Annotated in this window: 9 protein-coding genes; 1 reads left to right on the top strand and 8 read right to left on the bottom strand. The window is 35.6% G+C overall.

Going from position 1 to position 14,659, the window contains the following annotated elements:
* Positions 1 to 18: 18 nt before the first annotated feature.
* The 3 genes from hemH to SB773_RS07735 all read right to left on the bottom strand — a co-directional run bounded on the left by hemH (position 19) and on the right by SB773_RS07735 (position 4,322).
* Positions 19 to 954, bottom strand: coding sequence for a ferrochelatase (gene hemH / locus SB773_RS07745; RefSeq protein ID WP_410589313.1), 936 nt, complete (start codon positions 952 to 954; stop codon positions 19 to 21).
* A gap of 14 nt (positions 955 to 968) precedes the next feature.
* Positions 969 to 2,015: a uroporphyrinogen decarboxylase gene (hemE, locus tag SB773_RS07740; RefSeq protein WP_078202947.1), complete on the bottom strand. Its 1,047-nt coding sequence runs from the start codon at positions 2,013 to 2,015 to the stop codon at positions 969 to 971.
* A gap of 189 nt (positions 2,016 to 2,204) precedes the next feature.
* Positions 2,205 to 4,322 carry a transglycosylase domain-containing protein gene (locus SB773_RS07735; RefSeq protein ID WP_410589310.1) on the bottom strand — a complete coding sequence of 706 codons (2,118 nt, stop codon included), beginning with the start codon at positions 4,320 to 4,322 and terminating at the stop codon, positions 2,205 to 2,207.
* A gap of 127 nt (positions 4,323 to 4,449) precedes the next feature.
* Here SB773_RS07735 and hmoB point away from each other — a divergent pair, with 127 nt between their 5' ends.
* Positions 4,450 to 4,953 carry a heme-degrading monooxygenase HmoB gene (hmoB, locus tag SB773_RS07730; protein WP_088292324.1) on the top strand — a complete coding sequence of 168 codons (504 nt, stop codon included), beginning with the start codon at positions 4,450 to 4,452 and terminating at the stop codon, positions 4,951 to 4,953.
* A 169-nt stretch (positions 4,954 to 5,122) separates the two neighbouring features.
* On the opposite strand, the gene SB773_RS07725 is transcribed toward hmoB, so the two are convergent.
* From SB773_RS07725 to SB773_RS07700, 5 genes are all read right to left on the bottom strand, one after another.
* Complete coding sequence (locus SB773_RS07725) at positions 5,123 to 6,541, bottom strand: PH domain-containing protein (RefSeq protein ID WP_410589308.1); 1,419 nt, start codon at positions 6,539 to 6,541, stop codon at positions 5,123 to 5,125.
* A complete protein-coding gene (locus tag SB773_RS07720) occupies positions 6,534 to 7,010 on the bottom strand; it encodes a PH domain-containing protein (RefSeq protein ID WP_044444056.1) in 477 nt (158 codons plus the stop codon). Before SB773_RS07720 ends, SB773_RS07725 begins: the two co-directional genes overlap by 8 nt.
* 84 nt (positions 7,011 to 7,094) lie before the next feature.
* Positions 7,095 to 7,391, bottom strand: a complete 297-nt coding sequence (locus SB773_RS07715) for a protoporphyrinogen oxidase (RefSeq protein ID WP_131246052.1) — start codon at positions 7,389 to 7,391, stop codon at positions 7,095 to 7,097.
* A 248-nt stretch (positions 7,392 to 7,639) separates the two neighbouring features.
* Positions 7,640 to 8,635, bottom strand: coding sequence for a hypothetical protein (locus SB773_RS07710; RefSeq protein ID WP_410589305.1), 996 nt, complete (start codon positions 8,633 to 8,635; stop codon positions 7,640 to 7,642).
* A gap of 797 nt (positions 8,636 to 9,432) precedes the next feature.
* On the bottom strand, positions 9,433 to 14,658 hold the full coding sequence (locus tag SB773_RS07700) for a SpaA isopeptide-forming pilin-related protein (protein ID WP_486304292.1): 5,226 nt from the start codon (positions 14,656 to 14,658) through the stop codon (positions 9,433 to 9,435).
* Position 14,659: the final 1 nt, after the last annotated feature.

Below are 14,659 nucleotides of genomic sequence, written 5' to 3'. Positions count from 1 at the left end.
TCCCCTTTCCTCTTAGTATTACAATACTGCTTCTTTTTTCTTTAATACAACATCTGCTAGGCAATCAATAAATGCCTCTGATGCATTTGGCATTTCGGGACGATAATATTTCGCGCCAATTTCATCCGTTACAACTTTACACTCAAAGTCATTGTCATATAAAACTTCTAAATGTTCCGCAACAAATCCAACTGGTGCATATACGAATGAACTGTAGCCGTATTTTTCATTTAATTCTCTCGTTAAATCTTGTACATCTGGACCAATCCAAGGATCTGGTGTATTTCCGGCACTTTGCCAGCCAACTGCATAATTTGCTACTTCAGCACCACGTGCAATATAGTCAGCTGTTTCGTTTAATTGATCCGGGTATGGATCGCCGAGTGCGATAATTTTTTCTGGTAAGCTATGTGCAGATACGATTAACACTGCTTTTTCACGTTCTGCTTCTGACATACCGTTATATATACCTTTCACTGCATCGACCCAATACTGAATAAATTTCGGTTCTTTATACCAGCTATCGATGCCATGAATTGTTAAGTTTCCAAGTTTTTCTGCTTCTTCTTGCGCTCGTCCTACATAAGACTTCACGCTAAAAGTAGAATAGTGAGGGGCAAGAACGAGTGCAATTGCATCTTCTATTCCATCTTTATGCATAGCTTGTACTGCCTCTTCAATGAACGGTTCAATATGTTTTAAACCAAGATACATGTGGTACTCTACTTCATCTTGCATTTCATTTAAACGCGTTTCTAACTTTTTAGCTTGCTCTAATGTAATAGTAGCTAAAGGAGAAATACCACCAATTGCACGGTAACGCTCTGTTAAATCTTCTAGCATTTCAGGACTTGGCTTTCTTCCTCTGCGAATATGTGTATAGTAACGTTCAATATCTTCTTCTTTATATGGCGTTCCGTATGCCATTACAAGCAAACCAATTTTCTTTTTCATACAGACAATCTCCTTTACTTCGCTAACTGTTCTTTAGAGTACTCATGAATAAATGTAGTTAAGCGTTTTAATGTATCTGGATTTACTTCTGGGAATACGCCGTGACCTAAGTTAAAGATATAACCTGGCTGCTTCATCCCTTGATCTAAAATACCTTTTACATGTTCTTCAATAACAGGCCAAGGTGCTAATAAGAATGAAGGATCCATATTTCCTTGTACCGCCTTGTGAACACCACGTGCGCGTGCTTCTTCAATCGGTAAGCGCCAATCTAAACCTACTACATCAAGCGGTAAGTCGTGCCATTCATTCACTAAATGTGCAGCACCTACGCCGTGCATAATCATTGGAACACCCATCGGGCGAACTTCTGCAAAAATACGCTCCATCGCTGGTTTAATAAATATACGGTAATCCGCTACATTTACTGCTCCAACCCAAGAATCGAAAATTTGAACCGCTTTTGCTCCTGCATTAATTTGCGCTTTTAAATATGTAATAACCATATCTGCAAGCTTATCCATTAAAGCGAACCAAGCTTTCGGCTCTGCATACATAAACGCTTTCGTATTATGATAGTTACGAGAAGGACCGCCTTCAATCATATAGCTCGCTAACGTAAATGGAGCTCCTGAAAAACCGATTAACGGTACATCTAACATTTCTGTCGTTAATAAACGAATTGTATCTAGTATGTAAGGTACGTCATCTTCTGGATTGATTTCCCCTAATTTTTCTACATCTTGTAAAGAACGGATTGGATTATCGATAACTGGACCAATGCCAGATTTAATTTCCACATCAACACCAATTGCAGGTAGTGGTGACATAATATCTTTATAAAGAATTGCTGCGTCTACGTTATATTGATCAACTGGCAACTTTGTAACGTAAGCGCACAACTCTGGATTATGTGTAATTTCAAATAAAGAATATTTCTCTTTTATTTTTCTATATTCCGGCTGTGAACGACCTGCTTGACGCATATACCATGCTGGTACATACTCTGTACGTTCCCCCCTACATGCTTTTAAAAATGTCTCATTTATAGTTCTTACCAAGACCCTAGCTCCCTTCCTTACCAATGCTTTTTCTTTAAATATGCTCTATTCCGATATTTATCTTTTTTTACTATACAGCTTGTAAAAACAAAATGCATAACATTATGTACGTTGTTCATGAAATTGACACAAATGTTCGTAAAACCGCTTACTATTTTCACAACATTCTTATTATAGCACAGAGAAAAACTACGGTTTAGCTACTTTTGACTTTTCTCCTTCACGGTTCGTTTGTGTGTTATATGGTACAACGTAAAAACTTGGTTTTGAGAATATATTAATAAACTTTCCCTCATATTTCCCTGTTCCTTTTGCCGTTCCAACGTGAGTATGAATTCCTTTTTCAACTTTATAAATCCGGTACATAATTCGCTCATCAGGAAGCGGCGTCCAGCTTAGTTTCATTGCAAATAAACCGAAAGGACTAAATGCTAGTTTTGCTTCCACGTTTTGAATCTTATCTAAACGAATTGGCAGTCCAATTGTTTCAACACCTTTTGGCCTATGAAAACTCGCTTTATCTTGTATATTTGCTTTCGTTAAAATCTTTTTAAATAACATCGTTGCAGATGCATTTCCATCTTGTAATTGATGCTCTTTATCGGTGCGGTCATAGCCAATCCAAACTGCACCTACTAAATTCGGTGTATATCCAACGAACCACATATCACGCGCACCATTGTCATCATTCGGCAATGAAGTTGTGCCTGTTTTTCCAGCTAAAGCTCCATTATATACGCCAGCTTTCGCCGTACCTTCTTTCACAACTCCTTCAAGCATCTTTGTCATATACCATGCCGTTTGCTTCGAAAAGACTTTCGTTTCAGCTTTTGATGATTCTCCAATGACCGCCCCGTGTCTATTTAACACTTTATCGATAACGTGCGGTTCGATAATATTCCCGTTTGCTAAAAAAGATCGGTACATTTTGACAAGATCAAATGGAGAAACACCATTTTTTAGCCCGCCAAGTGCTGTGCTTAAACCTGAGTCCGCAATATGAACATTCCCTTTCTCTAAATATTGCTTTCCCTCATCTACCCCTAATTCATTTAATAAAGATACAGCTGGCACATTTGCTGATTCTAATACCGCATCGTACATCGTCATCTCTTTCTTATACTCATGATTATAATTTCGAGGTTCATAGCCTTCAAACGAACTTTTTTCATTCGTTAATAAAGAATATGGATTATATTTCTTCGTCTCAAGTGCAGGTCCATATACGATAAGTGGCTTTAAAACAGAACCAGGCTGCCGCTTTGCAAAAACGCGATTAAGCCCTCTCGGAACATACTCTCTTCCGCCAATCGCGGCTTTAATTCCGCCAGTCTGATTATCCATTAATAAAAATGCACCTTGCGCCCCGTTTTCTTTACCAGGGAAATTTCTCGCATCTTGAAACTGGTTATATGCTACCTTTTGAACTTTTTCATCCATCGGTACGACAAACGTATATCCTCCGCGCAGTACTTCTTGATGCGATAAACCATATAAACGCGCCGCTTCATCTATAACCATATCGATATACGGCATATATGCGAGTTCACGTTCATCTGAATTTTTATAAAGAGCGATTGTTTTCCCTTGGTAACGAACACTATCTTCCGCTGTTAAATAGCCTTGTTTATGCATAAGTGACAAAACAAGATCACGGCGTGCCTTACTCTTTTCTAGGGATAAGTACGGTGAATAGCCATTTGGCGCTTTCGGAAGCCCTGCAAGCATAGCTCCCTCTTCCACTGTTAAATCTTCTACATTTTTATTAAAATACAACTTTGCTGCCGCTTGAATACCATATGCCCCATGACCGAAATAAATATGGTTCATATACATTTCAAGAATTTGCTGCTTCGTATATTTTTGCTCTAATTGAAGAGAAATTGCGACCTCTTTCAATTTGCGCGTAAATGTTTTTTCGCGAGTTAAAAAGACGTTTTTAGCCAGTTGCTGCGTAATCGTACTACCGCCTTCTACCTTCTCTCCAGCTAACGCGTCTTTATAAAGCGCCCGAAATATAGAAGGGTAATCAATTCCTTGATGCTCATAAAAACGAGAATCTTCCACAGCAATAAATGCTTGCTGCACGTACTTTGGAATTTCTTCAATCGGCACGATCTCTCTATTTTCTACATATAACTTCGTAATTTCTTTTCCTTTCTGGTCAACGATACGTGATGAAGAGTGGAAAACAAGCTGCTTTTCATCCATCATATAGCCACCAGTTAATACAATAAGTTTATAGAGTACAATCGCTACTACGAACGTTGCTACCCCGCCTAATAAAGTCCACTTTGCTTTCTTCATACATCGTCCTTCTTTCCAAATGATGGTACATTTATTATTTGAAAAAGAAGTATCTTTATGTATATAATCTTCGAAGTTTTTCACAAGAGTTGATATAATAGAGACAAATCATAAAGGGGGCATTAAAATGAAGGCTATTATTTCATACGAAACACCTCTAGAACAAGCACATTTCACTGCAAAGAATAACGAAAAAGATATGTTTTATAAAGAAAATACTGAAGAATCTGTAGAAGGCTCGCTTCAGTATGACGTATTAGACGCTGTTGGAGAATTTAAAGGACAATCTGGCTACATCGTTTGTAACAACATTTCTGTAACAGACGAAGGTCGCCCTGTATTTGAAAACCGTTTTAAAAACCGTGCTGGTCTAATCGAAAATGAGCCTGGTTTCCAAGCAATCCGTGTTCTTCGCCCATTAAGTAATGATACATATGTCATCTTAACGATGTGGGAAACTGAGCAAAACTTTAAAGACTGGACAGAATCACGTTCATTCGAAAACGCTCATAAAAAACGCCCTGCACAAGCAGAGGGACAAGCTCAGGCACAAGCGCATCCACATGCAGAACAGCAAAAAAGTATTTTCTCTCGCCCGTCGTTCGTGACTACTTTTGATGTGTTAGTTTAGGTTTCTGAGTTTAGAGCCCGTGGTGCGTGAAATTATATGAGCGATTTACCGAATATATCTATCATATCTTTGAATATATCAACGATTTTTTCAATATATCTATCACATCTTGAAATATATCAACGATTCAACTAAAGATATCGATTTAACGACAAAAAAGGAAACACCATTACACACCGGTGTTTCCTTTTTCTTTATACCAATTATATATGCGAAGCGCGTCTTCTTTTCGCATATGCTTCACTTTATACCTCTGCCCCGCTACTGATACGGCAGCTGTACATAACTCGTCTTTCTTTTGAAAATACGATTGATTGTATCCTACCGCTTGAACATGCCTTCTTCGCATGATCCCCGTATATTTCGCAAGGCCTCGGTATACCATGACTAATTGATTGTCTCGTATCATATAACCACCACTTTTATATCTAGCGTATGCAAGTATTGTAAATACAATAAATAGCGGTATAAGAACGAACAACGCAGTATGTTGTTTAAAATATATACTCGCACCAGCGATTGGCACAGCGAGCACAGCATTTGTAATCCAGCCCATTACGACGTAACGGCGTAATGCAGCCTTCGGTAAATGAACGATTTCCTCTTCTATTTCATATGGCAACTGTAAATAGGCAAGTAGCTGCTGTACATCTTTTTTCTTCATAAAAGGATGTAACATCACTTCATTCCCTGCCGCTTCTATACTTTGAATGACTTCCACTTCGACAGAGCAATAACCGAAAGGCTGGCGGAGAATTCCTTCTTTCACAGTAATTGCTTGAATGCGGTGGAGCTTTAAGACAAACTCTTTCTTATCAAATAACCCTTGCACAATACGAATTTCATTTCCGTTTCGCTCTATTTTAAAGTTCGCATATTTTAGTGCATAACCAGCTGTCGAAACGACCCACGAAACCGCCATTAAAATCGCGGCCATAACGATTAATTCATATACACCATTATCCATCACATACGCTTCTACTTTATTAATGAGCCATTCTGGAAGAAATTGATTAAACTCTGTGTAAATAAGAAGTAATCCAGAAAACACTAATCCGAATCTACCAGACGTAATGGAAGCTACTAAAATCTCTTTCATCGTTAACTGATAAATCGTCTTACTTTCTTCTGCCATGGGTACTTCTTCACTCGCAGCGCTTCTTTTTTTATTTAATAAGGCAATTAGTTCCTTCGCTTCATCTTCTTTAATACCAGCTAACATCACTTCCGGCTCACTACCGCCGCCCGCTACTTCTATATTTAATTTCGTAAGCCCAAGCATTTGATAAATGACATTAGAAGATGTACTAATGTTTTGCACACGGTCTTTATTTAAATAACTTTCCTTCTTTACAAAAACACCGTGTTTTATATGTAAAATATTATTTTCAACCCAGTACACTTTGAAATACCATTTTATAGCTGAGAAAATTGCCATAATAAATAATACAAACAAAAGAACAAGATGTAAGAAATACCAAGGTTTTACTTCACCATCTGAACGAAATAAAACAAGAAAAATAAAAGGCAACAAAGTCGCAATTCGAATACCTAACAATATCGTGATCGGATGTTGCCTCTTATACACCCTCATCACTCACTTTCGCAAGCTCTCCAATTTGTCTTTTCAACTGCTCTGCTTCTTCTTTCGTTAAACCTGGAATACTATGAGAAGTTGCCGCTGTTGAAATATGTAATTCTGCTAAATTATACTTTCTCATAATTGGCCCTTGCTCAATCGTTACGTGCTGCACGCGAATCATCGGAATAAGTACGCGTTTTACAACGAACATTCCCTTTTGAATCTCAATCTCTTCTTCATTTAATCTGTAACTATAATAACGTTGACGTAAATTTGGAAATACAAAATAGTCGAGTGGTATGTATAGAACTGCTCCTGTCACTAACAATCCAAACAACCAGCCCCACCAGTTAAAGTTAATCATAAAAAAGAAATACGCAATTACGACTGCTAGTATAACTGCCGCCCCAATTAAAGCATGAATTCTCCACACTTTTAGCATATTAGAATGAATCTCCTTTTCTAACGGCTGCATCTCATCACTCCAATTATATGAATTTATTAATTATATATTAGCAGAAAATAAGGTTTCATATACAGTTTTGTAAAATTATAGTTATCACATCGTATCAAGTACTTCTTTGAAATTCCCTTCATTAATGGAATACACTTGAAACTGAATGTAATCTATCTCATTCGTATTAGGACGAGCATATGGCAAAATGTTAAATTTAGAGGCAGATCTCCCTAACATATCCGTAACCATAAGAACAACATCTATATGCTCGAAATCTATACGAAAGACAACAGCCTCACCTGTACACTCATAACCTTGAATCGCGTCATACGATTTATTTGCACTTATGAGCGTCACTTTTAATAGTTGGTTTAAATTTTCTGGTTTGAAATTAATCATAAACACAACTCCTTTTCTTAATAAAACACTACGAAAATAGTGTAATCTTATACTTTCATGGCTTCATACATCTAGTATATAAAAAATAAAGCTAGTTTTTTATAATTTTTTTGATATAATTACATACGGGAAACGGGAAGAATTTTGTCTTCCCTTGTGTTTTTATTTGCATCTAGTACTTTTGCTAGATGCTTTTTTTATGCTAAAAAGGTACCCTCAAATACTTTGAGGATACCTTTTTCATCAATTTAGTGCATTTCAACAATTGTACCATCTTCGAACACCTTGAATACTCCAGTAAATCCTGCTCCAGCTGCGCCTTCTATTTTATATGTCGTACGCACTCTAATTTGATAATATTTCTTTCCATTTTCTACTTGCGTATCCTCTAGCGTGTAATTATATTCTTCTTTATATTCTTTTTTGATATATTCTTTAGCTTTCTCAAAAGTAAATGCATCTTGATTCTTTCCTGTCTCTACCTTTTGATTCTTTTCTGTCTCTACTTTTTGGTTCTTTTCTGTCTCTGCTTTTTGATTCTTTTCTGTTACTACCTTTTGATTTTTTTCTGTCTCTGCTTTTTGGTTCTTTTCTGTCGCTACCTTTTGATTTTTTTCTGTCTCTGCTTTTTGGTTCTTTTCTGTCGCTACCTTTTGACTCGTTACTGCATCATTTTTTTGTGCCTTCGCTGCTGTCGTTACACTCTTTGCAGTTTTTTCCTCTTCATCAATTTTAGTGATTAATCCTAAAGCCTTTTTATTATATTCTTCAAGGTTCTTGTTATCTTTTGTTTCTGAAACTAGCTTATTTAATATCTCTTTCGCTTCTGTATAATTTTTCTTACTTATTAACTCTTCACTTTTTGCCAGTTGCTCGCTATAATTCTTTTTTTGTTCTAAGATCGCTACTAATGCTGTTCGTTCTTCCTTGGCTTGTTTTATAAGCGTATTATTTCCATTCTTCATGTTCTCTACTTTTTCAAATGACTTGATTGATTCTTCTACCTTTGTTTCTTCTTTTAACTTCGCTGCTTCAATCATTACTTTCGTTTGTTCTACAAGCACTTTTGCATCTGAATCATCTTTTTTCTCATCTAATGCTCGTTCAAATGATGATAAAGCATTTTTATATTCTTTATTCGTTAACGCAGTCTTCCCCTCATCCATTGCTTTGTCAAAATCCCCATTACTACATCCAGCTAGCATTAAAAACGTAAGTCCAATTACCGTTAATAACTTTCTCATTTTCTCTCCCCCTATATATACCTAAAACAATAACATCATATGTATAAAAGTCTGTGTAGTAATTAGACTGAAAGTAAATATGTACTGTACATTTCATTTACTATCATTACTTAAAACTCCTAAATAGTTGGTAGTTGGTTTTCTTCTTTTAAGACAGAAAGGAATTTTAATAAAGCCCTTACTCAGAATCTTTACTACACACACTCTTATACACATAGAAACATCATTTTCAGTTTATAGTTTGCTATTTCCTTGACTTTACATATTCTTAGTTTATTGGAATACAAACCATAATCCGTAATAAATAGAAAACATTAGAAAACAAAACGTAACAAAAGTTACGTTTTGTAATCATTCTGTAACTTAAATGTAACATGAAGGTTTTAAACATACAATAGTTTTTTTTACATTATTTTCCCCTTCCACATTTTAAGATCCAATAAGATTCCAACCCTAATTTCATCTCCCACCTACTATTGGACTATCGCTCTTCAAACGCTTTAAGAACCGGACTTATTTCCTAAATCGTTAAAATCAATTACATAGATTGCTCTTTTTTCAACAAAACACTACGAAAACGTATAAACTTTTCCTTCCATACCTTTACACATCAAATATATATAATAAAGCTAGTTTTTATACTTTTTTTGAAATAAGCACATTCGTGAAGCGGGAAGACATTTATCTTCCCTTGTGTTTTTTATTTGCAGCTAATTCTTTTGCTAGATGCTTTTTTTTATGCCAAATAATATAAAAAAGGTATCCTCAAATACTTTGAGGATACCTTTTCACTTTTATTATCTTTGCTGTTTTCTACCTAATACGAGTAATCCAAAACTCATCATTACAAGAAGTGCTCCCATATATGGTTCCACAGGCATTTTCTGCCCTGTCTTCGGTAATTCTTTTTCAGGTTTCTCTGGATTCGTTGTTCCAGGCTTCTCTGGATTCGTTGTTCCAGGTTTCTCTGGGTCTGTTGTTCCAGGCTTCTCTGGATTCATTGTTCCAGGTTTCTCTGGATCTGTTGTTCCAGGCTTCTCTGGATCTGTTGTTCCAGGCTTCTCTGGATTCGTTGTTCCAGGTTTCTCTGGATCTGTTGTTTCCGGTTTTTCTGGATCTGTTGTTCCAGGCTTCTCTGGATCTGGTTTTTCCGGTTTTTCTGGATCTGGTTTTTCCGGTTTCTCTGGATCTGGTTTTTCCGGTTTTTCTGGATCTGTTGTTTCCGGTTTTTCTGGATTTGGTGGTGCTAAATGACTCAATTTGTTTAATACTTCTAATTGAACTGAACTTATCATTCCTTTTGTAATTTCAAATGGAATTGGATTAGTTAATTTTTCATATCCTTTTGGTGCTTCTACTTCTACTAGTGTGTAGTTACCTACAGATAGATCTGAGACTTTTGCTTTTCCATCTTTATCTGTTGTTACTCTCGCGACTATTTTACCTTTTTCATCATGAACTTCAAACACAGCTCCTGCTAATATATTCTTGCTTTCAGCAGCCATTTTTGTAATTTCCACTGAACCTTTGTCTAGCTGTTCATTCTCTACTTTCAATGATAAGACTTCTGTCATACCTTTTTTAATTTCGAATGATACTGGTTCTGTTAGCTTTTTATAGCCTGGTAAACTTTCTTTCTCTACTAATTTGTACTTTCCTACAGATAAGTCTGAGATTTTTGCTTTTCCTTCTTTATCTGTTTTTACTTCTGTTACTACTTTGCCTTGCTCATCTTGTACTTCGAAGACTACGCCTTCTAATACTTTTTGACTGTCTTTATCTACTTTTTTAATTTCTACTGAACCTTTGTCTAATAGTTCGTTCTCTATTTTTAGTGATAAGACTTCCGTCATACCTTTTTTAATTTCGAATGATACTGGTTCTGTTAGTTTTTTGTAGCCTGGTAAACTTTCTTTCTCTACTAATTTATACTTTCCTACTGATAAATCTGAAATATTTGCTTTTCCATCTTTATCTGTTGTTACTTTTGTTACTACTTTATCTTTTTCATCTTGCACTTCGAAGGTTACGCCCGCTAATACTGCGCCACTTTCTTTGTCCACTTTTGTAATTTCTACTGAACCTTTATCTAACAGTTCATTCTCTACTTTCAATGATAAAACTTTCGTCATACCTTTTTTAATTTCGAATGATACTGCTTCTGTTAGTTTTTTGTATCCTGGTAAACTTTCTTTCTCTACTAATTTATACTTTCCTACTGATAAATCTGAGATTTTTGCTTTTCCATCTTGATCTGTTGTTACTTTTGTTACTACTTTTCCTTTTTCATCTTGCACTTCGAAAGTTACGCCCGCTAATATTGCGCCACTTTCTTTGTCCACTTTTGTAATTTCTACTGAACCTTTGTCTAATAATTCATTCTCTACTTTCAATGATAAAACTTCCGTCATACCTTTTTTAATTTCGAATGATACTGGTTCTGTTAGTTTTTTGTATCCCGGTAAGCCTGCTTTTTCTACTAATTTGTACTTGCCTACAGATAAGTCTGAGACTTTTGCTTTTCCATCTTTATCTGTCGTTACTTCAGTTACTACTTTACCTTGCTCATCTTGTACTTCAAAGACTACGCCTGCTAATGCTTTTTGGCCTTCTTTATCTACTTTTGTAATTTCTACATTACCCTTGTCTAACATTTCGTTTTCTACTGTTAAAGCAAGAGATTTTGTCATACCTTTTTCAATTTGGAAAGTAATAGGATCTACTAATTGCTTATATCCTTTTGGTGCATTTACCTCTACCAACTTGTATGTTCCAACTGATAAATTAGTAACCTGTGCGTGCCCTTTTTTATCTGTCGTTATTTTAGCGACTACTTGTCCTGCTTCGTCTTGAATCTCAAATACGGCATCAGCTAAAGCATCTTTATTTTCTTTGTCTACTTTTGTAATTTCTACATTTCCTGTATCCACTAATTCATTTTCGACAGTTAATTGTAATGCTGTAACTCTACCTTTTTCAATTTCGAATAAAATTGGTTTTTCTAGTGGTTTGTATCCGGCTGGTGTTTCTACCTCCACCAACTCATACTTTCCAATAGATAAATCTGAAGCATTTGCTTTTCCATCTTTATCCGTTGTTACTTTAGTAACTACTTTCCCTTTTGAATCACGTACTTCAAACACAACACCTTCTAATGGTGCTTTACTATCTTTGTCTATCTTTGTGATTTCTACATTCCCTGTATCTACCATTTCATTTTCTACAGTAAATGTTAAAGACTTCGTCATACCTTTTGTAATTTCAAACGATAATGGCTCTGTTAGTTTCTTATAACCTGGTAAGCCTGCTTTTTCTACTAATTTGTACTTTCCTACTGATAAGTCTGAAACGTTTGCTTTTCCATTTTTATCTGTTGTTAATTCCTTTACTACTGTTCCAGCTTCATCTTGCACTTCAAAGACTACGCCTTTTAATGCTTTTTGGCTTTCTTTATCTACTTTTGTAATTTCTACTGAGCCTTTGTCTAACTGTTCATTCTCTACTTTTATTGATAAGACTTCTGTCATACCTTTTTTAATTTCGAATGATACTGGTTCTGTTAGTTTTTTATAGCCTGGTAAGCTTTCTTTCTCTACTAGCTTATATTTCCCTACTGATAAATCTGAAATTGTTGCTTTTCCATCTTTATTTGTTGTTACTTTCGTTACTACTTTACCTTTTTCATCTTGCACTTCGAAGACTACGCCTTCTAATACTTTTTGACTTTCTTTATCTACTTTTGTAATTTCTACTGAACCTTTGTCTAACTGCTCATTCTCTACTTTCAATGATAGGACTGTCGTCATACCTTTTGTAATCTCAAATGATACTGGTTCTGTTAGTTTCTTATAACCTGGTAAGCTTTTCGTCTCTACTAATTTGTACTTTCCTACTGATAGATCTGAAACGTTTGCTTTTCCATCTTTATCTGTTGTTACTTTTCTTACTACTTCACTTTTCTCATTTTGGACTTCAAATTCGACACCCGCTAATACTGCACCGTTTTCTTTGTCCACTTTTGTAATTTCTACATTACCCTTGTCTACCATTGCATTTTCTACTTTTATTGGGAATATGCCGTCCCCTGTTACATTTACTTCGAACTCTGTTTCTTTTAACTGGTATCCTTCGGGCGCTTTCGTTTCTTTTAAAATATATTTTCCTGGTGCTAACGGTTTAGAAATTGCCTTACCGTCTTTATCTGTAATAATATGTTCAACTACTACACCGTCTTTTACTATATCAAACTCTGCATTTGCTAATGCTTTACCACCATTTTCCGAATCAATTTTCTTTAATTCAATTTGACCCTTTTGCATGGTATTTTTAATTTCAATTGTTTTTGTTTCTCCAGCTTGAAGCGTAACCTCTACCGGACTTGTTAATTTTTGATATCCCTCAGGTGCTACTTTTTCATAAACTTTATACGTCCCAGGAGCTAAAGTTTGAGGTACTGAAAAACCGTTTTCGTCCGTTTTCAGTACTGCAACAACCTTATCCGCACTATTTCGAACTTCAAATTCGGCACCTGTTAACCCTTTATTCGGATTCTCAGCATCTATTTTATGAATAGATACTGTACCGTCTTTTGGAGGTTCAGGCGGTGTAACAGTTACTTCTTTCGATGTTAATTTTTTATCATCAAAGTTTAATTCTGCTTTATTAGGAATCTTCTTATCTACGTAAGAAGATAAGTCTGCATCAGCTTTAATTTTCGCCTTAATATTCAAGTTAATTATCTGGTCTTCATATGACTTATAGTCAAAGCTCTCACCGAACGTAAACGTTACTTCACTTTTTTGTTTATCTATCGTTAGTGTTCCTTTAGAAGTAATATCTTGGCCATTTTGATCATATACTTTTGCCTCTAATACTTCTAAAACATCTTCTAAATCATCACTAATTACCATAGATGTGTATTTAGGAGGATCGTTTGGTATATGTGTACCAACTTGATATTGAATAGGTTGATCCATTTGTGTTAACTGCTGATTCTCTACAAGCTTACCATTCTCATCAACTATATTCTTTTCAATACTAGGTGGATTATCGTCACCTGAACCGGTTCCTCCCCCACCACTTACGAATACTTGTCCTACTTTTTCTTCAGTTTCAATATTTTTGCCTTCTAATTTCACTGTATTTTTATGAGGCTTTGCAGCAGGATTTGTAATCTTTGTTTTATATCTTAAAATATAACCTTTTGAACTGTCTGGAAATTCAATTGTAAATCCAGTCTTCGTTGCATTGATTTTAATTTTAGATAAATCTGCTGGCTTAACATTTGTTGGTGCATAACCATCTTCAAATACAGCCTCTTCTAATACTACGCTGTCCGTAATTAACTCATGCCCAGGTCCTAATGTATCTGTTAATTTAAGATCTTGCATTTCTGTTCCAGTTGCATTTACATATACAAGCCATTCTGCAATTGAAGGGTCTTCTTGATTATAAGAACCCCACTTCAATAGATTATCTGTATTGGGCTGTGGCTTCGGTCTCTCCGTCGTATTACTTACACTTACTTCTTTATTTACGATTTGACCATCAACGTTAAATTCTAATGGAATTTTTTCGACACCATCATATGCTTCTAGAGCAAAATAGAATTCTACGAATAAAGAACCTTTAATGTTATTCTTTCCATCTACATAATCACCCATAGTACACGTCAATAGACCATTTTTCATATCACATGTACCAACTATTTTTCCTTCAGCATCTTTTAAAGGAAAGCTCAGATTCATAAGATCTTTTCGAAATTCTTTTGGCATATCAATTGTGAATTGATCTCCACTCTTTATCTGTTCTTTAGCAGACCACTTCACTTCTACTTTCATACCATCTGAAGCCTGATATGGTTCAGATGTCGTGCCATCAGTACGGGAAATGTTAATCTCATCTACTGGACTTTTCATCACAGCAGCTTGAATCACTGGAGCCCATACATTCAGCACCGAAAATAATACTAGAAAAACTAATGAAATCATTGAAACGTATCTTTTAGTACTCTTCGTTTGCATA

This window comes from Bacillus sp. SIMBA_074 (genome assembly GCF_046534555.1).
In the GTDB taxonomy this organism is placed as follows: Bacteria; Bacillota; Bacilli; order Bacillales; family Bacillaceae_G; genus Bacillus_A; species Bacillus_A mycoides.
The sequence above is the reverse complement of the archived record's forward strand: the minus strand, read 5'-3'. Positions and strand labels throughout refer to the sequence as shown.